A 20,141-nucleotide genomic window follows, 5' to 3' on the forward strand; every position below is an offset into this window, starting at 1 on the left:
TCAGAGACTGTACGGACGCGAACACATGCTTCCAGTGAGCGGGCCGGTACCCGGCGACGAGCAGCTCACCGAATCCGCCGTCGGCCAGCACCTCGCGATAGGTGCGCAGGCTCTGTTCGAGAATCTCGCGGCGATGCGCCACGAAGAGCAGGCTGGGCCGCGATCCGCGGGCGGCGGCGAGCCGCTGGTAGTCCAACGCGGCCACCACCGTCTTACCTGTGCCGGTGGCCGCGACGACGAGGTTGCGGTGGCGGTCGTGCACCTCGCGCTCGACCTCCAACGCCTCCAGCATCCGATCCTGGTGCGGCCACGGGCGGACCTCGAGCCCCGAGACGGTCAGCGCGGCGGTTTGGCGGGACCTCCCCGACGCCTCGGCTAGGGCGCGCTCGAGCCGCTCACCGTCGGCGAGGGTGTAGGGCTCGAAGGCCGGGTCGTTCCAATAGCTGTCGAACGTGGCGGTGAACTTGCGGAGGAGGTCAGGGGTGGACGTGGCGGTCAGCCGCACGTTCCACTCGACGCCGTCCAGCATCGCCGTGCTGGTGAGGTTGGAGGAGCCCACGTAGGCGGTGTCGAAGCCGGTGTTGCGGTAGAAGCGCCAGGCCTTGGCGTGCAGCCTGGTGCGGGAAGTCTCGTAGCTGACCCGAACATCGGCCCCGAACTGCTCGATGAGACGGTCCAACGCAGCTCGCTCCGTGGAGCCCAGGTAGGTGGAGGTAATCACCCTGAAGGGAATCCCGCGCTCCCGGATGCTGACCAGCTGCTTCTCCAGCGTGCGGATGCCGTACCACTTGATGAACGCGCAGAGCAGTTCCACCCGGTCTGCCGAGCCGAGCTCCGAGGCGATCTCGCTGCCCATCGTCGGCTCGCCCCGCGCGTTGGTGAGGAGGGCCGGCTGGGAGAGGGGAGTCTCCGGCGCGCCGAGGTAGCGGGCGGCGTGCCCCGGCGCCGCAGGGGCGAGCAGCGACAGGAGCCGGGCGGGCTCGCCGTCGACGCCCTCATCCTCAGCGTCCAGGCCTACGAGCATCCGCTCCACCGCCTCGCGGCGGGTTGATTCGCTCATCGACGCGAAGGCGCTCCTGGCCACTCGTCTCACGTGCTCGGCGAGCACCTCGGGCAACTCCGCCGGTTCGACGGAGGCCGTGGTGGGGTGGAGGGTAGAGAGTGCGATGTCGCGGCGGAGCGCCCGCGTGATCAGCGCATCGTAGAAGCCCTCCGGCACGTCGCTGCTGCTCACGGGCCCAGCATTGCAGCTCACCCCGACGAGAAGGATGCCGCCTCGCCTTGTCAGCCCGGTTCCGCCGGGAGATCGAGGTGCATGTCGAAGTTCGGGACCCGGACGCCCCGCGTCCAGTTGTCCGGGTTCTCGCGGTCAATGACGAAGCCGAGCCGCTCGAAGGCCGGCCTCGCCGTCCTGCTCGCGTGAGTCACCACGCGGGTCAGACCCCGCCGTCGGGCCTCCCCAGGACCGCCTCGACAAGCAGCCTCGCCACTCCCTGCCCGCCGACGTCCGGGTGGACGAACAGCATGTCCAGCACCCCGTCGTCGGTGAGGTCGCTGAACCCCACCACCCGATCCCCATCAACAGCCACCAGCGTCCAGGCCGCCGCCCGCCGTCGGCCCCAGGCCTCGAGGTTCACCTCGTCGGGCGACCAGGCCTCCAGCTGCTCAGGCGTGTAGTCCATGGCGCCCGTCACGCGCACCGCCGCGTGGAAGACCTGCCAGGTGGGCTCGGCGTCGGTGTCGCGGTAAGGACGAAGCGTGACGGGCATCCGGCAACGCTACCTTCGAGGTCACCCGCACAGCCCACATGCGCGACACTCACAGGCATGTCAATGGGTCTCGCCACGGCTGACCGTTACATGTAACCTACTGGTATGGCCGTCAGCGATCGAGTGGGGCAACATCGCCACCGGATGCGAGCACGGGGCTACCGCCCGGTGCAGATCTGGGTGCCCGACGTGCGCACCGAGCAGTTCGCGCGCGAGGCTGGTCACCAGGCGGCGCTCGTCGCGCAGAACGACCGTGAAGGAGATGACCAGGACTTCATCGAGGCCGTGACGGTGGGCTGGGACGAGGAATGAGGCGAGCAGAGGTGTGGACCGTGGCGGGCGGGATCTCTGCCTCCAAACCTCGTCCGGCCATAATCGTCCAAGACGATGTCTTCGAACTCACAGATTCAATCACCGTCGCTCCCCTGACGACGACCCTGGTCGATGCGCCCCTCCTTCGCCTCCGGGTCCCAGCGGGCGGTCTCACCGGCCTTGCTCAGGACAGCGACGTGATGGTGGACAAGCTGACGACTGTGCGACGCAGCAATGTGCAGGTCAGGATCGGGCGCCTCTCAAGGCAGCAGATGGTCGAGTTGGAGCGCCTCCTGATGACATTCCTTGGGATGGCCCGATAGGTCAAGTTTCGTCACATGCCACAGCGACGAGCCACCAACCGCCGCTCCGCGAACCTACCGACGGCAGACTCTCTGTCCACAGCCAAGGAGCGAGATGACATCAGACGAGGACCCCGGCACCCACACGCCGGTCACCTTCGAGACCTGCTTCCACGTCGAGGGGCCGTTCTACCACGGCACGAAGTCGGCGGTGGAGGTCGGCACCGAGCTCGTTCCCGGCCATGGCTCGAACTTCCACGCGGCGCGAGTGTCGAACCACATCTACTTCTCGGCGCTGGTGGAGACAGCCGTGTGGGGAGCGGAGCTGGCTACCGCTCTGGCCAGCAGTGAGGAGCGCGGTCACGTGTATGTGGTGCAGCCCACGGGCCCGTTCGAGGACGACCCCAACGTGACCGACAAGCGGTTCCCGGGCAACCCCACGAGGTCATACCGGACCCGGCATCCGCTGCGCGTCGTCGCGGAGCTTGAGGACTGGGAGGGTCACGACCCGGCAGTGTTGAAGGGAATGCTGGACCACCTCGCGCAGCTCCGCGAGCAGGGCCTCGACGTCATCGAGGACTAGCTGCTGGGAGCGGGGAATCGACCCCTGGGGTCATCGGTGGGGGATCTCGAAGGATCGTCGCGCACGCCACAAACAGGTCGCGCTGAACCTCACGCCACGACCCTTCGAGACGCGCCGCGCCGCTACGCGGACGACGCTCCTCAGGGAGCGAGTAGGTGGTCGAGACAGGCGGCCGGGTGGCCCTAGAGGACGTACTCGAACAGGTGGAACTGGTCCAGCTCAGTGCCGTCGTAGCGCACCGTGTGGCAGCCCAGATCGGTGAAGCCGCACCGCTCATGCAGCCTTCGCGCGGGGAGGTTCTCGACGTAGGTGTCCAGGCGCACCACCCGGCAGTTCCTCTCGCGTGCCACCCTGATCGACGCGTCCACCAGGAACCGCCCCACGCCCAGTCCGAGATGGTCAGGTACCACGCCGAGCGCGTGGACGATCAGCACCTCGTCCTGCTCCGCCTCGATCGCCCAGCCCGCATTCCGGTACTCGTCAGCGGCGTCATGGTTGAGCACCACCACCCCGGCGATGGTCTCGTCGGCGTCGACAGCCAGGTACAGCTCCCCGGCTTCGACCCACCCCGCGACCTCCGCCGGCGTGGGGTGGTTCTCGGTGTGCCAGTGGGGATAGTCCACCGTCTCGGCGAGGTGGTCGATGATCGCGCGGTAGGCGGCCTGCGCCGCCGTGGTGTCGTGCGGCTCGGCCCGTCGGAAGCTCAGGTCCATCCTCAGTGTCCTTCTGTCGATCAGTCGCAGCGCACGAGCGCCGAGGAACACAGATCCTATCTGAGGGCCCCCAGTGGTCATCACCGCGATCGGCGACCACGATGCAATGTGCTTTCCTGGGACGGCTGGACCCTCGGCGAACTAGCGGTGACGACCACCAGCTTCCCCCGAGCATTGCGCCGGTGGCTCCAGACCACGAGGACCGTGATCAAAGCGCAGGCTATGTCCGACGACGAAAGGGGGCCGCGCACCCACACGCGGCCCCCTCGTCGATGTTCGCTCTAGGACACCAGAGCGAACACCCCCCACGTGAGGAGGAACCCGGTCACGCCCAGGATGGTCGAGAGCACGGTCCACGTCTTCAGGCCGTCCTTGACGCTGAGGCCCAGGTACTTGGTGACGATCCAGAAGCCCGAATCGTTGATGTGGCTCAGGCCCAGGCCGCCGAACGCGATGGCCAGCGTGACCAGCGTCATCTGGGTGGGGTTGTACCCCGCGTCGAGGATGGGCTGGGCCAACAGGCCCGCGGCGGTGAGGATGGCCACCGTCGCCGAGCCCTGCGACGCGCGCAGCGCCAGCGAGATGAGGAACCCGGCCAGGATGATCGGCATGTTGATGGCGATCAGCGCCTCCGAGAAGGCCGCGCCGATGCCGGAGGTGACGAGAACGTTGGCGAACACACCGCCGGCGCCGGTGACGAACACGATCACCGCGACATCAGGCAGAGCCGAGTCCAGCACAGACCCACGCTTCCCCAGCGACCACTTCTGGTTGTGGCCCACCACCAGGTACCCCACGATCACCGCGGTCAGCAGCGCGATGGGCGAGGAGCCGATCATTCCGGCCAGCCCGCGGGCGGTGGAACCCTCCGCGAGGGTCATGTTGCCGACGGTGCCCACCATGATCTGCAGGATGGGCAGCAGGATCAGCGCCAGGACGGTGCCGGCGCCGAGGACGCGCTTCGGGCCGTCGACGGCCTCGTCGTGGATGACGGTGGACTTCGTGGCGGGAGACTCCAGCAGCTCGTACTTCTCCGCCTTGATCAGCTTCGAGGCGAAGTAGCCGACGACGGCGGTGACCGCGGCGATCGGCAGGCCGATGAGCAGCATCATGCCGACGTCGGCGCCGGTGATGCCGGCGGCGGCCACGGGGCCGGGGTGCGGCGGGAGCGCCACGTGGACGGTGAGCATGGCGCCGGCCACCGGCAGCCCGAGGACCAGCGGGTTGAGCTTGGCCACGCGGGCGAAGCCGAACACGATGGGCGCCAGGATGATGAAGCCGACGTCGAAGAAGACGGGGATGCCGAGCACGAAGGCGGCGGCGACGACGGCGGCCACCACGCGCTTGGGTCCGAGGACGGCGGAGAACTTCTCAGCCAGTGCGTCGGCGCCGCCGGACACCTCGATGAGGCGGCCGAGCATGGCGCCGAGGCCGACGACGATCATGACGCTGGAGAGCGTCTTGCCCATGCCCTCGGTCATGGTGGGCACCACGTCGGTCAGCGCGATGCCCGACGCCAGCGCGGTGCCGAACGCCACCAGCAGCAGCGCCACGAAGGCGGACATCTTGATCCGGATCACCAGGATCAGCAGGAGGACGATCGCGCCGACGGCGATGCCCAGCAGGCTTGCGGCTCCCACGGCTCAGCCCTTCTTCGGGGTGACGAGGCGGATGACCGACGAGTCGTCCATGGCACCCTGCCCGTTGGCGAGGCCCTGGAGGTAGAGCTGCTCGGCGGCCGCGGCCACCGGCACGGGCATGCCCACGGACTTCGCCGCGGAGGTGACGATGCCCATGTCCTTGACGAAGATGTCCAGGCGGCTCTTCACCTCGGCGTCCTCGCCGGCGTAGGCCTGGATGGCGCGGGGTCCGCGGTCGCCCAGCATGAACGACGCCGCGGCGCCGGACATCAGCGCCTCGAGCGCCTTCGTCTGGTCGAGCCCGAGCTCGCCGGCCAGGGCCATCGCCTCGGCGGCGGCGGCGATGTGCACGCCGCACAGCAGCTGGTTGACGGTCTTCATGCATTGCCCCTTGCCGGGGGCCTCGCCCACCCAGACGAGGTTGGAGGCCATGGCCTCCAGCACCGGGCGGCAGTGCTCGTAGACGGCCGGGTAGGCGCCGACGGTGACCAGCAGGTCTCCCTTGCCCGCGCGGGCGGGGCCGCCGGAGACGGGGGCGTCGGCCAGGCCGATGCCGTCCTGCTGCAGGCGCGCGGCGACGGTCTCGACCGCCTGGATGCCGACGGTGGAGGTGAGGATGATCGCGGCGCCGCGGCTCAGCGCGGGGACGATGCCGGCCTCGCCGTAGAGCAGCTCCTCCAGCTGGGCCTGGTTGCGGACGGCGACCAGCACGATGTCGGCGCCGTCGCAGGCCTCGCGGGCGGAGGGGCGGCAGGTGACGCCCGAGTCGGTGGCGAGCTGGACGCGCGCCTCCGCGATGTCGAAGGCGGTGACCGGGAATGACTGGCCTAGCCAGGTGGCCATGGGCAGGCCCATGGCGCCGAGTCCGAGAACGGCGATGTTCATGGAAGGGGGTTCCTTTCGAGGGTGGATCAGGCTTGGGTGAGGGTGTCGACGACTGCGGCCAGGGAGTCGGCGGCGCCGACGTTGCCGGCGAAGACCACGTAGGGGATGCCTGCGGCCGGGCCGTCCTGGCCGGACCACAGCGACACGATGCCGGGCAGCATGGGGCTGATGACATTGGCATGGCGGAAGCCGAGGCCCTTCGTCGCCACGTCGGAGGAGGTGATGCCGCCCTTGGCCACGACGAACCGCGGCGGGTTGGCGGCCAGCACCCGCTGGACCACCTCGACGACGGCGGCCGAGACCTGGCGGGAGATGTGGAGCGACTCGTCGCCGTCGGCGCCGGTGACCAGCGCGCGCGAGGTGCGAACCACGACGGTGCCGTCGTTGAGCGCCTCGGCGGCGCGGGCGGCGATGTCGCGGACGTGGGCGTCGCGGAGGGCGGCGTCGATCACCTGGGCCACCTCGATCTCCAACTCGACGGGGTGCGCGGCCTCGCGGAGGTGGGCGAGCTGGCGGGTGGTGAGGTCCACGTGGCTGCCCACGACGACGAGCCCGCCCGTGGCCAGCTCGCGCTCGCTGCGGGAGCTGCGGATCTCGTCGAGGGTCACCGGCGGGTGCACGGCCTGGCCGATGCGGGCTCGGGTGAACGGCGGGCCCACCCGGTAGACGAAGCGCGAGCCGGCGGCCTCGGCGTCGATGAGCGCGAGGGAGAGCTGCCGGAGGTCCTCCTCCTCGACGATGTCCACGACGATGACGGCTGCCCCGGTGGCGGAGCGGAGGATCTCGACGGTCCGGGCGCGGTCGGTGCGCAGCGTGGTGAGGTCGAGGTGGAGGACGTCGTCGGCCTTGGTTCCGCCCTGGGTCTTCTCCTCGACCCAGTCCGCGAGACGCGAGGAGCGGTAGCCGAAGGTGGCGTCGCGGGCGAACTCGGTCTCCCCCACCGGGGTGAAGCCGGCGTCGCGGGAGCCGGCGTAGTGGACGCCGTCGACGGTGATGCGGCCGGCGTCGCCGAACGCGGGGACCACGACGATGCCGTCGACCCCGTGACCGGTGGCGGTGCGGATCTCCTCGGCGATCGTCAGCGGCTCCAGCGGGAAGTGGCCGCGGAGGGTGGAGTCGGAGCGGGAGACGAAGGCGACGGGGGTGTCTCCGGCGGCCTGGAGCGCGGCGGCGACCACCTCGCGGTTGACCCGCTCGGCGTCGGCCGGGGCCAGCGAGCGCGAGTTGGTCATCACGTAGACGGCGGGCTTGCCGGTGTCGAACGCCCAGCGGAAGTCGTCGACCTCCCAGGCGGTCAGCACGGGCAGGTCGGCCACCGACTGCGTGCCGGTGGGGTCGTCGTCGAGGACGACGTAGACGGTGTGGTCGTGGGCGCGATGGCGGGCCTCGACGACGTCGTCGGCGGACACGGGCACCACGGACGGATGGTTGCTCAACAGATCGGACAGGTCCACTGTCATGAAGTCACTCCTTTGTGCTCAGACCTCAGAGTTCTAAGGAAAGAATGACACATTGACCGGCCCGGTGCAAGACCCCCTCCTGCCGGCTGAGGAGCGAGGAGCGAAGCGACGAGCCCATCCCGCGGGCTGAGGAGCGAGGAACGAAGCGACGCGCTTCGAAGCCTCAGAAACCCACGCTGACAAGGTCACTTTCTCTAGACTTCGAGGCCGCTACGCGGCACCCTAGCCAGCGGGGTGCTACTCCGCGGCGAGCCCGTCAATGGGTGTGGAGCCGGGGGAATGGGCCGCCTCAGCCCCATGGCGGAGTGTTGACGCTCTTCTCCGACGCGGCCAACCTCACAGCTGGCTCAGTTCACGGCGCGAAAGATCCCCCGGAGCGTCAGCCACACGACGGCGATCGGGAGGAAGGACACAAGGTAGATCATCGCTGCTCCCGTCGCGTCGACGAGTTGGTGGCATTCCAGCCCTTCCGCGGCCGGGGTGCCGATTATGGCTCCCCCGGCCAGTGTGATCAGAGCCATGCCCGTGCCTATCGTCCACATCGAGTATCTCGGCTTCCAACCGATAAGACCCCCCAGGACAACGGCGCCGCCCACCACGAAGGCGCGCCCGACTCCGGTGAAGCTCAGGATGGCCGTCGTCGACATGAAGGTCAGGAGTTCCACCAGCCCGAACCAGCCGAGGCCGATCTTCCCGAACTCGGTGAAGAGCCCACCCAAGAACACCGAGTGAAGCAACCCGAATCCACCGACGAACGCGACGGCGATCAGCACCAGCACCCTCCCCCACAGGGGGATCGCTGAGACGCATCCCTCTCCTAGATATGCAGCCAGGGCTGGGATCGAGGCAGCGATGCCCACACCACCAGCAGCGAATTGAGCGACCGCGTAGAACGCGCGTGATTGCCACGCCAGGAACACGGCGACAGCCAGGGCGAATGCGCCGGTTGCGTCGAAGCCGGATCCGACGAGCGTTGCGAGCGCGATTGAGGCCAACAAACCCTCCAGGAAGACGACGGACTCCCGTGCCGGCTCCGCCGCCGTGGCCACCATCATCGCCCTCCCGCGCCGGCGAACTCCAACTCCAGTTCGGCGAGCATCTCGTCGAACCCCTCACTCGGCACCGGCTCGTCACCGCCCGCAACGGCCCTCACGGCGCTCCTCAGCGCCTCTCGGGACGAGCGTCCGGAAGCCAGATTTCTGCGGAAGTCTGCTCGGAGCAGCCGCCCCACGACGGAATCGATGTCCACGTCCGTCGCCTCCACGGCATCATCGGGGAGTTCGTCGATGACTCCGTGCGAGTTGAGCGGAAGCGTGAGGTTGTTGAACACCCACTCGTGGCCGGCACACTCCCTCGCCACGCACAGGACGCGGTTGATGTCGTGCCTGACCGTCTCCGGTCCGTTCCATCCCGGGAAGTAGGTGGCGCGTTCGATGACCAGGCCGTCCACGGGCCACCTCCCGTTGACGTGGTGGGCGCTGAACGGGTATGACCTCATGATGCGGAACAGCGTCACCAACCATGGGCCCTCGGGGCCGGCGTCCGATTCCAGGTGGGCGATGATGCGTGCCGCCACGCCGTCGCAGCGGCCCGGCTTGGCCGGGAAACCCATCGCCACACGCTCTGCGCGCTTCAGCTCGATCAGTTCCCTCGCTGCCACGCGTCCGGCGTAGGCTCCGAGGTCGGCGATGGCAGACCCGGCGTCACCATCCCTGTGTTGCAGCTTCGCCAGGACCCGCACCAGCAGGTCGTGCAACAGGTCAAGGCAGCCTGCCGACATGCAGTGCTCATGGACTCTGCGCGCCTGGGGATCTCGCGAGCCGTAGGGAGCGCTCCGCGTGAGGCACCTGCCCCGCCGGTGGCAGCGGGTTTCCCGCTCCTCCCTCGTGACGCGCCAAGCCGCATCCGCGATCTGATTGAGTTCCTCGACGGAAAGGCCATCGAAGCTGCCCCCTGCGAATTGTGCGTCGCCCATGCGCCCACGTTCCCAAGAGGGCACCCGGGGCGGACATAAGCCCTAGACCATGTCAGAAAGTTGGCACGGCGACGTCTGGCGTCTCAGCCCACCGCCAACGCACCCCGTAGCAGAAGCCCGGCTTCATCGTCATGAACGAGAAGTGATGGCGGGCAAGGATCGGCTCTACCGGCTCCGCGCCCGGGATCTGGGACACGTGCCCCACGGGGGGAGCCTCCTGAAACCTCTCCAACGCCACCGGTCTGCGGTCGCCGAACTGCAGGTCGACGGCGGCGTCGTAGCTGGCGGTGTGGGGAAAGAAGCCCACAACCGGTTCGAGCGAGTCATGGTCGGGAAGGCGGACAGACACTGCGAACGTGTGCTCTTCACCCGCGTTCAGGGGTCTGGGGAAGCTCAGGGTGATCGCCCACATTCCTGGGGTCAGGAAGTTGTTGCTCTCGACCCGGCACCCTTCGAGGGCACGGAAGTGGAGTTGTTGGTGGCGCATCCTGGGGAGGTTCACTCGCTCGTCGATCCGGCTCACCCCGTCGCTGCGCGCCGAGATGGTGCGCTCCATGACCATGAGGGGGGCGTCTCCCGTCAGGTCGACCCGGAAGTGGGACCGGAGGAAGACGTAGTCGAGATCAACCAGCGCCGGGCGTCCATCCCTCGATTGCAGGAGGAGCGCCATCTCCGCCACTGCCTCGTCCACCCGCCGGTAGGCCGTCCGTTCGGACGTGCCCAGCATCGTGGCGGTGGCCTTGATCCGGTCTCCCGCGGCCGGAGCGGCGTCGCGACGGAAGCCGGCCGACTCGAGGAAAGCGCGACGCAGGTCGGGATCGAGGCGTTCGGCCAGGGCGAACAGCCCGGCCCTGACCCGTTCGCGGGCCTCGGCGGGCGGAACGTCGGCCGAGATCTTGAGGGAGGCCAACAACGCCGGCGGAACATCCGCGACGCGCTGAACACCGGTTGAGCGCACCTTGTCGATCGCGGAGCGCAACTCGCCGAGAGCGGCTGTGCCCTCCTCGACGCCGACCTGAGTCATACACCACCACCCCTCGCCCGTTGCAGCGAATCGTAGCGACACGCCATCGGGCGCGACGCGACGGGTCCGCCGAGTGACCCGTCCGTCACGCACAGATATGACGACAGTGGGATTGGTGTGACTCGCACCCGGGTGCCCTCCCCTGCCGCGACAACGCGTCCGGAGCCCACCCGCGCACATCCGGGATACCTCGAAGACGTCCTGGCGCTGGCGATGGCACGTGCTCTGACGATGGACGTGACGGTCTCCCGAGCGCTGCTCAGAGAGCGGCTCGCCTCATCCGTTCGCCGCATCGAGAGCGAGGGGGAGACGATCTCGGAGATGGAGATGGACGCGGTCGTGTCGACCATTCTCCACAACATGGCCGGGCCGGACGGGGCGGTGGGGCGCACCTGATCGGTGCGCCCCACCCTCGTGACCTCTACCGTCCGCCGCTGCCGCCGATCACCAGTACCACCACATGGCCGGCTCCTCTCTGAATCGATTCCTCGATGCAGATACGGATCAGGACCGCGTTGTTTTCGGGTTTTCTTGCAGGGGCTACCTCACAGAACAGCCAGGCGTCTGTCGGGGTCGCGGCAACGCGACGTCGGCACGGCCAGAGCAGGAACGGCAACTCCCCCGCCGCCTGATCGCGGACGGGCGCGGACTTACGCTGCCCGGGCCTGCCTTACGGGATCGAGCCGGCGTGATGGTGACGTCGGGGCTAGGCATGGGGGCCACGCCCGAGCGGATTGCCCAGCTCAGGGCGCTATCGAGAGGTGCCGGATCACCGGCCGTACGACGGGGGTCCTACAGCGCAGCGATGTCGTCGTGGGTCTGGGTCATGTGGCCGCGCATCGCGTCCTTCGCTGTCGCGGGGTCGCCGTCGGAGATCGCCCGGAAGATCCGACGGTGGTGCTCCTGCGCCCGCGACCTCACGTCCTCGCGCGCCGCCGTCGTCCGCCGCGACGCCGAGAGCGCCTCCGCCAACGGCTGCATGATCGCGGCCAGGAACGGGTTGCCGGACGCCGCGAGGATAGCCTCGTGGAAGGCGATGTCCAGTTCCGCCACCTCGTCGACATCGTCCGCCGTGGCAGCCGCGTCATAGCGGTTCAGAAGGTCCCCCATCCGCGCCACATCGTCATCGGTCCGGTGCTCCGCGGCCAGCCCGGCGGCGCCCACCTCGAGCATCCGCCGCACCTGGATGAGCTGCAGCCCGAGGTCGCGCGACGGCGTGGTGCGGGCCAGGACGCCGATCAGCGTGGGCAGGTCCCGCCACTCCTCCTGCGGGGCGACGAACGTGCCGCGGCCGTGCACCACTCGGAGCACCCCACGGTCACTCAGCGACCGGACCGCCTCGCGCATGGTGGGGCGGCTGACCTCGAGCAGCGCGGCGAGATCCGCTTCCGGCGGAAGTGAGCTGCCAGCGGGGAACTCACCGTCGACGACGCGGTCGAGGATGCCCTGAATGGCTTCATCAACCAACCCGCGACGACCCATCGCCCCCCCTTCCGCTCAACATCTCTTGTCTCGCAGCCTACGCCACAACACGCCGACCCCAACGGGTCGACGAGGGCTGCCCGGGACCCCGAGGCCCATCTACCCGAACCCGTCGCATTGCAGAGCCGCAGGCTTTCTCGGCCGCCCCTTCTCAGATGCTCGCGGGCACAGATCGCTCCCGCCAGTAACCGGCCGACCAGGCAATAGCCTCGCCGTCTGACAGGCCCATGACGAGCGTCCGGCGACCGATTCTTTCGGCTCAATACGACCTGAGATGACCCTACTGACGCTAAGGTCGCATGCAATGGAAACGAACGCCGCGGATGCGTGGCCAGAGCGGGTATTCGTGTGTCACAGCTCGCTGGATGCGAGCGTGGCTGCGAGGTTGGTGGCTGCACTTGAGAGTGCCCGGATCGCATGCTGGATCGCGCCTCGAGATGTGGAGTCTGGGGTCCCCTACCCCCGGCAACTCGTGAAGGCCATCATCGAATGCCGAGTGTTCCTACTCTTGGTGACAAACAACTCGGCATCATCCGACCACGTGGTCAGGGAGTTGGAGCAAGCAGTCAAACATCGACGCCCCATCCTCCCGGTGGTCGTGGGCGGCGCGATGTCCGCCGATCTCGACTACTATCTTGGCGCAGTTCACCAGATTCACGGCTCGGACGCCGACGAGGTGATCTCACTGGTCGAGGCATACTTCGCCGCTCCCAACCGGAACCCACGTCCGCCGTCGCCTCTCCCCGCCCAGCCTGCACTGCCGGACAAGCCACAGAGCAGGGACACGCAGGCGCTACACGTGGGCGTGATCCCCTGGCCCCCCTTTTCGATGCATGCACCCCCTGGAGGAAGCCCGCAGGGCCTGTTCATTGATTTGCTGACTCGGTTCGGTGAGGTGAACAACCGCGACGTCCAGTTCACTTCGATCTCCAACGAGCAGTCAACAAGACTTGTGGACGAGGGGCTCATCGACGTGGTGGCCTGCCTCTATCGCACACCGCGTCGTGACCGATCCTACGACTTCGCCGCATGCCTATACGCCGGAACGATGGGCGCGGTGGTGCGTGCCTCCGAAGAGCGCGTGACCAGCTTTGGGGACCTGATGCGCGAAGAGATCAGGATCGTTGCCTGCCAGGGGAGATCGGGGCTGAATTGGCCTCCGATCAATTCGGAGCTCGTCCAGGCTCGGCGCGGCTCGTTGAAATGGACACCGTGAACGTTCGCCACATAGGGATTCTGGTTGCCGCCGGGGCCGCCGACGTAGCCATCACCGACAGTCTCACGTGCCAATTGATGCTCGAGGAAGTCGGGCCCGTCCTCAGGCAGGCCTTCCCGCTCTTTCCCCTCTACGTCGGCCACATCGGCCTGCTCATGTCGAACGGCAGGACTGGTCTGCGTGACCAATTGACGGCGGATCTTCGGCAGCTACGAGAGGGTGATGACTTCCGTCAACTCGAGCGTGAGGCACTCGCGCCTTTTCGAGGCATGTTGCAAGCCCTATGAGGGTTGTCACAACCGGCCGTCTGGCAGAGCCCGTCGCAGCCCTCTTACGAGCCCACGGGGACTCGCTGCAGGTTCGCGCCCTGCCCGAGCCTAGCCGGGAGGACCTACTCTGGGCTGACTGCCTGGCCGGGTTCTCGTGGCCCCAGCGCAGTGGGGTCCGGATCGACTGGATCCACGCGATGGGGCTCGGTGTCGACGGATTCGCCCGTGCCCCCAGACCCCGTGTGTGCACCAGGACGGTCGGGACTCTGCCAGACCAGATGGGGCGGTTCGTGCTCAGCTCCTTGGCTGCATTCGCTCAGCGGCACCTCACTCTGCAGAATGCCCAGATGCGGCGCGAATGGGCGCCGGTCGACGCCCGCTGGCCCGCAGAGGCGTTGGTCTTGGGAACTGGAGTTGCAGCTCAGGCTGTAGCCCGCGTCCTGAGGGCAACTGGAGTATCCCCAATAGGCGTGAACAGGTCCGGACGCGAAGCACCTTCCTTCGCCTACACCATCGCCTGGGCCGCCATTTCTGGTCGCTTCACTGATGGACTTCCGCAGGCCGTGGTGAACCTTCTCCCGCTGACCAACGCCACGCAGAACGTCGTCGGCGCCGAACTGTGCAACCGGCTCACGCAAGCACTATTCATCAACGTCGGGCGCGGCTCCACAGTGGACGAGTCCGCATTGCGCGCTGCCTTGGGCGCAGGACACATCGCTGAGGCGTGGCTCGATGTGCACCGGACCGAGCCGCTTCCCTCGCACCATTGGGCCTGGTCGCACCCCAAGGTGCATGTGACGCCCCACGTCGCGGCCATCTCCACCGCAGAGGATGTGGTAGCCGACTTCTTGGCCGCCATGGCTGCCCTCGAGGCGGGGAAAGCGCCTCAGAACGCTGTCGATCTTGGCGACTACGAGTAAGGAAGGTGAGCGTTCTGCTATGGACGTGCTGATGCCCGTGACAAAGGACCGCGTTGAGGATGTCGTGAAACTCTTCGCGCAGGCGTGGTGGACGAAGAACCGCTCTGCTGAAGACGTCGCGGACATCCTCAACGAGAGCGACCTCACTGCTGGGATCGTCGACGGTGACCAGCTGGTCGCCTTCGTGCGTGCGTTGACAGACTGGCGGTTCAAAGCGGTCGTCATGGATCTGATCGTCGACGACTCCTACCGCAACATAGGGCTAGGAAGGCGTCTCTGCGAGGTCCTGCTGAAGGATCCCCGCGTAGCCGCCATCGAAGACGTCGAGTTGTACTGCCACTCGGATCTGGTGGGCTATTACGCCGCGATGGGTTTCGTCCAACCTCCAGAGACCCAGTTCATGCGCAGGAGCAACTCCACGTCGTGACCGAGCAGGCGTTGATAGCCGCCACTCGAGTGGGTCAGCCCAGCCGTCCCAGCGCCCGTTCCACAGCGCTCACGAAGTTGGCCACTGCCGAGGGGACTGTCGCAGTGAAGTAGTTCGGTTCGAAGAGTTCGAGTTCCAGAACGGAGGGTTGACCATCGGCGTCCCTCGCGATGTCGACTCTGGCGTAGAGGGGCGCAGCTGACGCTCGGCTCAGTCCGGCGCTCGCAGCGCGCTGGCGCACTACTTGGATACAACGTTCTGCCACGTCGATCTCGTCATCGAGAGGCGTGGCCGCTGTGATCACTTCGGCGTATTCGCCACCAACATAGCCACCGCCTTCGGCCAGGATCGTGGCCTTATGCGCAGCGTGGGAGTATCGGCCGTCGAAGACCACCAACGAACGTTCGCCGTTCTGGGCAACATCTGGGAGAGCTGGCATCACCATGGGGACCTTTCCCTGTCGCAGGATATGTCCGACCAGTCTGAGAGCCGCTGGATCCTCTCGGTTGAACAGCCCCGTGTTCCGGGATCCGGCCGATACAGTCGGTTTGACCACCACACGATGCGAATCGATACCCCGAAGCACCTGCTGTGCCTCATCCATGCTTGCTGGGGTCACAAACGCTGGGGTGCGGACGCCCTCAGCCTGCAGATCCCACAGGTATCGCTTGTCAATGTTCCATCGAATGATCCACGGATGGTTGAGGATAGGAACGTGTGCCGCTGTAGCGTCAAGCCACGCGACGAACTCTTCGGCCCTCATGGAGTAGTCCCACGGGGATTTGAGGATGAGCATGTCGTACGCGGTCCAGTCGTTCTCGGTGCTCCAGACGACGGCCTCCGCATCCAGTCCGTCGTGACGCAGCGCTTGCACGAGTTGATCAATCTCCGGATCGGAATGGACATCCCTCGAGCTGGGGTCGTAGGTCACCAAACCGATGCGTCTTGTCATAGCCCACAGACTACGAGCAGGCGAAACGCGTGCCGAGGCGGGTAACGGAAGCCGGGCTGCGGCATTCGCTTCCAGGGCCCGCCCTCATCGCCACGATCTGGGCCCAGGGATCCGACTCGGTCCGTCACTCTTCGGTGGGGTGCACGCACGCGCCGGCAAAGGAGGAATACGGTGAATCGACGTTTCGACGCGTTTCTGTCGTACTCAAGGCAGGCCTCCGGGCCCGTCGCCGTGGCCGTGCAGAACGCTCTTCAGCGTTTCGCCAAGCCGTGGTACCAACTCCGCGCCATCAGGGTCTTCCGCGACGACGCCAGCCTGGCCGCGAACACCAAGCTGTGGGGCACGATCGCCGCCGGTCTGGACGATTCCGGCTGGCTGATCCTGCTGGCCTCACCGGCAGCCGCAGTGTCCGAATACGTCGACCGCGAGGTGCAGTACTGGCTCGCCTCGCGAGGGGACGCGGATCGGATTCTGGTCGTGCACTGCGCCGGCACCATCGGCTGGGACCGCGTGCACGGCACATTCACGGCTGAGACTAACTGCATCCCACCGTCCCTGGCCCGCGCGTACGCGGAGGAGCCCCGCTGGATCGACCTCACCTGGTGGGACGACGTAGAGGACGGGCAGGGCGATCCGCGATTCATGGAACGCGTCGCCGACCTGTCGGCGGCCATCCGCGAGGTGGATCGCGACGCCCTCATCGGCGAGGACGTGCGTCAGCACCGGCGCGCTCGCCGTCTGTCCAGGGCCGCCATCGTCACCCTGGCGGTGCTGCTGGTGACGAGCCTGGCCGCTGCCTTGCTCGCGGTCCGTTCGGCTGAGGAGGCCGCTCGGCAGCGTGACGCCGCGCTCGAGAGCCTGGTGGCCAGCCGGGCCCGGGTCACCGCGGCCACCGATCTCGAGACCGCCCTCGTCTGGGCCGACACCGCCCATCGGTCCGCCGGGGATCCGGCCTCGGCGCAAGCCCTTCACGAAGTGGCGTCCGCCACCCCGGAATTGCTCCGCTTCTTCCATGTGGGCGGTCAGGTGTCGGCTGCGGACGCCACACCCGACGCGGCGGTGGTCGTGGCGGGCACCGCATCGGGCAACGTGGTGCGTTTCGACCAGGCCGCCGGTGAGTCCGCCACCCTCGGTCAACTGGCCGGGGAGATCGAGTTCGTGGGTGTGAGCGCGGACGGCCGCACCGTCGTGGCCAGCGCCAGGCAGCGCAGGGACGATGACGTCAGCGGGCGGACGACGTGGACACGGTGGGTCGACGGCGTCCAGGACGGTGGCGGCGGCGGCCGGGTGGCCGCGCTGTCGCCGTCCGGCGGCTCCGTCGCTGTGATCCCCGCCGAAGGTTTCCTGGAGGAGTACCTCCTGCAGGTGCACATCAACGACCAGGTGTGGGACTACACCACGGGCGGGCTGACGCCCTCGTGGGTGGTGCTGCCGGATGACGAGAGCGTGGCCGCGATGAACGAGTACGGAGAATATCTTCGAGCCACTCACGGGAACGCGGAGAGTCGCGGCCGGATTCCCATGGGCACCTACATGTTCGGCGGATCCCTGGCGGCGGACGGCGTCCACTTCACCTACACCAACGGCGGCAGCATGATCGAGGTGTGGGATCTGTCCGAGGCCCGGGGCCCAGACATCGAGGTTGAGGCGCAGCTCGCCGGGTGGACCGAGTCGGCCGCCGTGACCGGCATCACCCTTGACTCGACGGGAGGCCGGCTGGTGACCGCCGCGGACGGGAAGCTGCAGGTCTCCAGAACAGGACCGCCGGGCGGCGAGCGCCCACCCGTCCGCGTGCTTGAGGGCGCCGGCCCTGCCCCGCACGCGCTCCGATTCGTGGGACCCGACATCCTGGTCAGCGCAGCCGGCGGATCCGTGGCGGTCTGGGATCTGAGCCGCACCATGGCCATGGGCACGTCGTACCCTGTGCCACTCCAACCCTGTCGATCATGCGGCCTGTACTCGGTGGCGGTCAACGACGCCCGGACGGCGGCCGTGGCGCAGCTGAGCAACGCCGACTTTCACATTGTCGATCTCGGCACGGGACGCGACCAGCAGGGCGAGTTTGGGTCCTGGGCTGTCGCGTCGGCGACCGGCGCCTGGATCGACGACCAGCGGCTGCTCGTGGTCAACTTGGGCGCTGGTGAGGCCATGATCCTCAGCCAGAGCGGACCGCCCGAGCCGTCGATCACGTTGCCCTCCACAGAGTGCTCCTTCGGCGAGGGCACGCCATGGGGCGGCACCGCCCGCCGGGACGACGGCCAGGTGGTGGTGCTCACCGACCGGGCGAGGATCCTCATCGACCCGTCGCAGCGCACCGCCCAGTGCCACCCCATCGACGCCGTCGCGGTCACATCGGACGGCAACTACCTGCTGCGCGTCCCCGCCGACCAGCCTGCCGGCACCGTCGAGCTGCTGTCCGCCGACGACCTGACGATGATCGCCTCAGCGAGGGCGGAGGGAACACCCCTCGGGATCGCGGAGAGGTTGCCCTCAGGCCGGGTAGCGGTCCTGGTGCACGACGACGACGCCGGGACTGTGAGGACAGTGGAGATAGACGTCGACACCGGCGACATCGTGGGAGGGCGATTCCTGACGACGGCCTCCTCCGCGTGGCGGGTGCCCCTCTACGGGGCCAAGGTGAACCGCGGCCGCATGGTGACACTGGAGGGCAACACGGTGGCCCTGTATGACCTCGAGACCGCAACGAGGGTGCCGCTGCTTGATGTGGGCACGTCGGTGATCAGCGAGCCAGGCTTCGGATTCTCGCCGGACGGCCGCACCCTGGCGGTCAGCAGCGAAGGCGACGGCGCGCTCCACGTGATCCCACTGGACCCTGACGAGTGGTCGTCACGGGCCTGCGGGCGCGTGTGGGGCGCCGACGGCGGCCCTGACCTGGCCGGAATCCTCGTCGAGTCGCCGTCGATGGTTGCAGGGTGTGCGTCATGATGCGCGCAGTGGTTACGCACCACCCGACCTTTGCTGCCCCGGCTTCGTGCCAGAGGGCGGGGTGGAGAGAGCAGCGATGATCGATCTGACTGACGAAGACCTGCAACGCCTCGGCTCCGCGGCGAAGTCAATCCGGCTCTACAACGCTGACCGCATCATGGGCGACGAACTGCTGAGCGAGCTGCTGGAGGCGCTTCAGCCCTGGGCGCCGGACAGGCGCGCTCACGCCGCTGAGGTGATGGCGCTCCTCGCGCACGCCGGTGCCCCCGCCCCCGTACTCGGATTCGCCTACGAGATCGCGGATCGGTCCGCCGCCATGACGCTCGACCCTCTGGTTGATCGGGAGCTTGCCCGTGCTGAGGACGAGCCCGAGATCCCCAACTCGCTGGCGGATCTAGCACTCGCCGTTGTTGGTCGCCGTCCTCTGCCGGGGACCTTCCTGCAAACCGTCTCCGTCAAAGGCGAGCCGACGCTCGCGTCTCTCCTCTCGCTGCTGGACGCCCTCAGGGAGTGTGACCGAGACCGCGTCCAGTCGCTCGTGACCGATGCGGCTCGCCACGGATGCGTCGGCCCCTTGCGAACGGCGATGGCATTCGAGCGTCCGGCACTTTCCTCGGCTGAGTGCCTCGAGACCATCGCCTGTTTCGATCTTGCTTCGCTGCGCTCCGAGGGCCGCTGGGGAGCCATCGCGGCGTGCGTCGCCCTCGCGGCGCGCCACTGCGCCTTCGACCTGGCTCTGAGTTGGTCCGGTGCCGTGAAGGACGAGAACCTGGTCGACGACAAGCCTGGGCTGTGCGCGACGTCGCATGGATGGGGCTGCGATAGCGCCTGCAGCATGATCTCGAGCCAGTTGCTGGGCGTACTGGCCACAGTCGACTGGGTCTGCGGCGAGCATGAGCGAGCCGTTCAGCGCGCGCGTTCCTTCTCCGAGCGTGATGATGGATGTTTCCCGAGCGCAGTGGAGAGGGCACTGACCCAGTGGGTCCTGGCTCAGGCGGCCCCCTCCGCGGCGAGGTACACGCTGCTCGCGAAGATCGGGGACGCAGACGATTGGCTGGGTCTTCTTGCGGCGCAGGTGGCGCAGGACAAGGCCGATCTCTGCACCGACCCCGACGCGGCCGCCGTGCACACACAAGCTCGTGACCACGCCCTGGCACGTCCACAGCCACGGCTGCACTTCGGCGCCTTCGATTTCGACGACGTCCTGTGGGCACTCCCGGTGGCCCGCCACCCTGCTTGACTACGACTGAGACCGTCAGGGCGGAG

The 20,141-nt window shown here is 67.7% G+C and carries 21 protein-coding genes and 1 pseudogene; 10 read left to right on the forward strand and 12 right to left on the reverse strand.

Annotated features, from left to right (window positions below):
* Position 1: 1 nt before the first annotated feature.
* The 3 genes and pseudogenes from H9L22_RS10610 to H9L22_RS10620 form a co-directional block, all read right to left on the reverse strand.
* Positions 2-1,060: pseudogene (locus H9L22_RS10610) on the reverse strand (DEAD/DEAH box helicase family protein); the annotation flags it as partial.
* A 224-nt stretch (positions 1,061-1,284) separates the two neighbouring features.
* Positions 1,285-1,428, reverse strand: a complete 144-nt coding sequence (locus H9L22_RS10615; protein WP_187719889.1) for a hypothetical protein — start codon at positions 1,426-1,428, stop codon at positions 1,285-1,287.
* Between the two features lie 8 nt (positions 1,429-1,436).
* A complete protein-coding gene (locus H9L22_RS10620) occupies positions 1,437-1,769 on the reverse strand; it encodes a GNAT family N-acetyltransferase (protein WP_187719890.1) in 333 nt (110 codons plus the stop codon).
* A 105-nt stretch (positions 1,770-1,874) separates the two neighbouring features.
* Between H9L22_RS10620 and H9L22_RS10625 the strand changes: the two genes are divergently transcribed.
* The 3 genes from H9L22_RS10625 to arr all read left to right on the forward strand — a co-directional run bounded on the left by H9L22_RS10625 (position 1,875) and on the right by arr (position 2,966).
* Positions 1,875-2,081: an antitoxin MazE family protein gene (locus H9L22_RS10625; RefSeq protein ID WP_187719891.1), complete on the forward strand. Its 207-nt coding sequence runs from the start codon at positions 1,875-1,877 to the stop codon at positions 2,079-2,081.
* Positions 2,078-2,404, forward strand: coding sequence for a type II toxin-antitoxin system PemK/MazF family toxin (locus tag H9L22_RS20450; RefSeq protein WP_187719892.1), 327 nt, complete (start codon positions 2,078-2,080; stop codon positions 2,402-2,404). Before H9L22_RS10625 ends, H9L22_RS20450 begins: the two co-directional genes overlap by 4 nt.
* 94 nt (positions 2,405-2,498) lie before the next feature.
* A complete protein-coding gene (gene arr / locus H9L22_RS10635; protein ID WP_187719893.1) occupies positions 2,499-2,966 on the forward strand; it encodes an NAD(+)--rifampin ADP-ribosyltransferase in 468 nt (155 codons plus the stop codon).
* A 182-nt stretch (positions 2,967-3,148) separates the two neighbouring features.
* On the opposite strand, the gene H9L22_RS10640 is transcribed toward arr, so the two are convergent.
* The 7 genes from H9L22_RS10640 to H9L22_RS10670 form a co-directional block, all read right to left on the reverse strand.
* Positions 3,149-3,679, reverse strand: a complete 531-nt coding sequence (locus H9L22_RS10640) for a GNAT family N-acetyltransferase (RefSeq protein ID WP_187719894.1) — start codon at positions 3,677-3,679, stop codon at positions 3,149-3,151.
* Between the two features lie 281 nt (positions 3,680-3,960).
* Positions 3,961-5,319, reverse strand: coding sequence for a GntP family transporter (locus tag H9L22_RS10645; protein ID WP_187719895.1), 1,359 nt, complete (start codon positions 5,317-5,319; stop codon positions 3,961-3,963).
* Positions 5,320-5,322: 3 nt separating this feature from the next.
* Positions 5,323-6,204 (reverse strand): NAD(P)-dependent oxidoreductase, encoded by an 882-nt coding sequence (locus H9L22_RS10650; RefSeq protein WP_187719896.1) that lies wholly within the window; start codon positions 6,202-6,204, stop codon positions 5,323-5,325.
* 26 nt (positions 6,205-6,230) lie between these two features.
* Positions 6,231-7,664, reverse strand: a complete 1,434-nt coding sequence (locus tag H9L22_RS10655; protein ID WP_187719897.1) for a four-carbon acid sugar kinase family protein — start codon at positions 7,662-7,664, stop codon at positions 6,231-6,233.
* 347 nt (positions 7,665-8,011) lie between these two features.
* Entirely contained in the window at positions 8,012-8,716 is a 705-nt protein-coding gene (locus H9L22_RS10660; protein WP_187719898.1) for a hypothetical protein, read from the reverse strand.
* Positions 8,716-9,444, reverse strand: a complete 729-nt coding sequence (locus tag H9L22_RS10665) for a hypothetical protein (protein WP_187719899.1) — start codon at positions 9,442-9,444, stop codon at positions 8,716-8,718. The genes H9L22_RS10660 and H9L22_RS10665 overlap by 1 nt, the downstream gene beginning before the upstream one ends.
* 247 nt (positions 9,445-9,691) lie before the next feature.
* Entirely contained in the window at positions 9,692-10,663 is a 972-nt protein-coding gene (locus tag H9L22_RS10670; protein ID WP_187719900.1) for a hypothetical protein, read from the reverse strand.
* Between the two features lie 117 nt (positions 10,664-10,780).
* Between H9L22_RS10670 and H9L22_RS10675 the strand changes: the two genes are divergently transcribed.
* Positions 10,781-11,059, forward strand: coding sequence for a hypothetical protein (locus tag H9L22_RS10675; RefSeq protein ID WP_187719901.1), 279 nt, complete (start codon positions 10,781-10,783; stop codon positions 11,057-11,059).
* Positions 11,060-11,455: 396 nt separating this feature from the next.
* Here the strand turns inward: H9L22_RS10675 and H9L22_RS10680 are convergent, their stop codons facing one another.
* Positions 11,456-12,145: a FadR/GntR family transcriptional regulator gene (locus tag H9L22_RS10680; RefSeq protein WP_187719902.1), complete on the reverse strand. Its 690-nt coding sequence runs from the start codon at positions 12,143-12,145 to the stop codon at positions 11,456-11,458.
* A 304-nt stretch (positions 12,146-12,449) separates the two neighbouring features.
* Here H9L22_RS10680 and H9L22_RS10685 point away from each other — a divergent pair, with 304 nt between their 5' ends.
* From H9L22_RS10685 to H9L22_RS10700, 4 genes are all read left to right on the forward strand, one after another.
* Positions 12,450-13,361 carry a TIR domain-containing protein gene (locus tag H9L22_RS10685; RefSeq protein ID WP_187719903.1) on the forward strand — a complete coding sequence of 304 codons (912 nt, stop codon included), beginning with the start codon at positions 12,450-12,452 and terminating at the stop codon, positions 13,359-13,361.
* Positions 13,349-13,648: a type 2 periplasmic-binding domain-containing protein gene (locus H9L22_RS10690; protein ID WP_187719904.1), complete on the forward strand. Its 300-nt coding sequence runs from the start codon at positions 13,349-13,351 to the stop codon at positions 13,646-13,648. Before H9L22_RS10685 ends, H9L22_RS10690 begins: the two co-directional genes overlap by 13 nt.
* 260 nt (positions 13,649-13,908) lie before the next feature.
* Positions 13,909-14,550 carry an NAD(P)-dependent oxidoreductase gene (locus H9L22_RS10695; protein WP_226965805.1) on the forward strand — a complete coding sequence of 214 codons (642 nt, stop codon included), beginning with the start codon at positions 13,909-13,911 and terminating at the stop codon, positions 14,548-14,550.
* Positions 14,551-14,569: 19 nt separating this feature from the next.
* Entirely contained in the window at positions 14,570-14,977 is a 408-nt protein-coding gene (locus H9L22_RS10700; RefSeq protein WP_187719906.1) for a GNAT family N-acetyltransferase, read from the forward strand.
* Between the two features lie 34 nt (positions 14,978-15,011).
* Here H9L22_RS10700 and H9L22_RS10705 read toward each other — a convergent pair whose 3' ends face one another.
* Positions 15,012-15,929, reverse strand: coding sequence for an ATP-grasp domain-containing protein (locus H9L22_RS10705; protein WP_187719907.1), 918 nt, complete (start codon positions 15,927-15,929; stop codon positions 15,012-15,014).
* A gap of 171 nt (positions 15,930-16,100) precedes the next feature.
* Here H9L22_RS10705 and H9L22_RS10710 point away from each other — a divergent pair, with 171 nt between their 5' ends.
* The gene (locus tag H9L22_RS10710; protein WP_187719908.1) at positions 16,101-18,875 is read left to right on the forward strand and encodes a TIR domain-containing protein; all 2,775 of its coding nucleotides are present in this window, start codon (positions 16,101-16,103) and stop codon (positions 18,873-18,875) included.
* Positions 18,865-20,115 carry a hypothetical protein gene (locus tag H9L22_RS10715; protein WP_187719909.1) on the forward strand — a complete coding sequence of 417 codons (1,251 nt, stop codon included), beginning with the start codon at positions 18,865-18,867 and terminating at the stop codon, positions 20,113-20,115. Before H9L22_RS10710 ends, H9L22_RS10715 begins: the two co-directional genes overlap by 11 nt.
* Positions 20,116-20,141 lie beyond the last annotated feature (26 nt).

The organism is Tessaracoccus defluvii, assembly GCF_014489575.1.
Taxonomy (GTDB): Bacteria; Actinomycetota; Actinomycetes; order Propionibacteriales; family Propionibacteriaceae; genus Arachnia; species Arachnia defluvii.

Excerpts from the sequence above, each read along its gene's own strand:
- H9L22_RS10620 (WP_187719890.1), bottom strand. The coding sequence starts at position 1,769 with ATGCCCGTCACGCTTCGTCCTTACCGCGACACCGACGCCGAGCCCACC.
- H9L22_RS10625 (WP_187719891.1), top strand. The coding sequence starts at position 1,875 with ATGGCCGTCAGCGATCGAGTGGGGCAACATCGCCACCGGATGCGAGCA.
- H9L22_RS20450 (WP_187719892.1), top strand. The coding sequence starts at position 2,078 with ATGAGGCGAGCAGAGGTGTGGACCGTGGCGGGCGGGATCTCTGCCTCC.
- arr (WP_187719893.1), top strand. The coding sequence starts at position 2,499 with ATGACATCAGACGAGGACCCCGGCACCCACACGCCGGTCACCTTCGAG.
- H9L22_RS10640 (WP_187719894.1), bottom strand. The coding sequence starts at position 3,679 with ATGGACCTGAGCTTCCGACGGGCCGAGCCGCACGACACCACGGCGGCG.
- H9L22_RS10650 (WP_187719896.1), bottom strand. The coding sequence starts at position 6,204 with ATGAACATCGCCGTTCTCGGACTCGGCGCCATGGGCCTGCCCATGGCC.
- H9L22_RS10655 (WP_187719897.1), bottom strand. The coding sequence starts at position 7,664 with ATGACAGTGGACCTGTCCGATCTGTTGAGCAACCATCCGTCCGTGGTG.
- H9L22_RS10660 (WP_187719898.1), bottom strand. The coding sequence starts at position 8,716 with ATGGTGGCCACGGCGGCGGAGCCGGCACGGGAGTCCGTCGTCTTCCTG.
- H9L22_RS10665 (WP_187719899.1), bottom strand. The coding sequence starts at position 9,444 with ATGTCGGCAGGCTGCCTTGACCTGTTGCACGACCTGCTGGTGCGGGTC.
- H9L22_RS10670 (WP_187719900.1), bottom strand. The coding sequence starts at position 10,663 with ATGACTCAGGTCGGCGTCGAGGAGGGCACAGCCGCTCTCGGCGAGTTG.
- H9L22_RS10680 (WP_187719902.1), bottom strand. The coding sequence starts at position 12,145 with ATGGGTCGTCGCGGGTTGGTTGATGAAGCCATTCAGGGCATCCTCGAC.
- H9L22_RS10685 (WP_187719903.1), top strand. The coding sequence starts at position 12,450 with ATGGAAACGAACGCCGCGGATGCGTGGCCAGAGCGGGTATTCGTGTGT.
- H9L22_RS10690 (WP_187719904.1), top strand. The coding sequence starts at position 13,349 with ATGGACACCGTGAACGTTCGCCACATAGGGATTCTGGTTGCCGCCGGG.
- H9L22_RS10695 (WP_226965805.1), top strand. The coding sequence starts at position 13,909 with ATGGGGCGGTTCGTGCTCAGCTCCTTGGCTGCATTCGCTCAGCGGCAC.
- H9L22_RS10700 (WP_187719906.1), top strand. The coding sequence starts at position 14,570 with ATGGACGTGCTGATGCCCGTGACAAAGGACCGCGTTGAGGATGTCGTG.
- H9L22_RS10705 (WP_187719907.1), bottom strand. The coding sequence starts at position 15,929 with ATGACAAGACGCATCGGTTTGGTGACCTACGACCCCAGCTCGAGGGAT.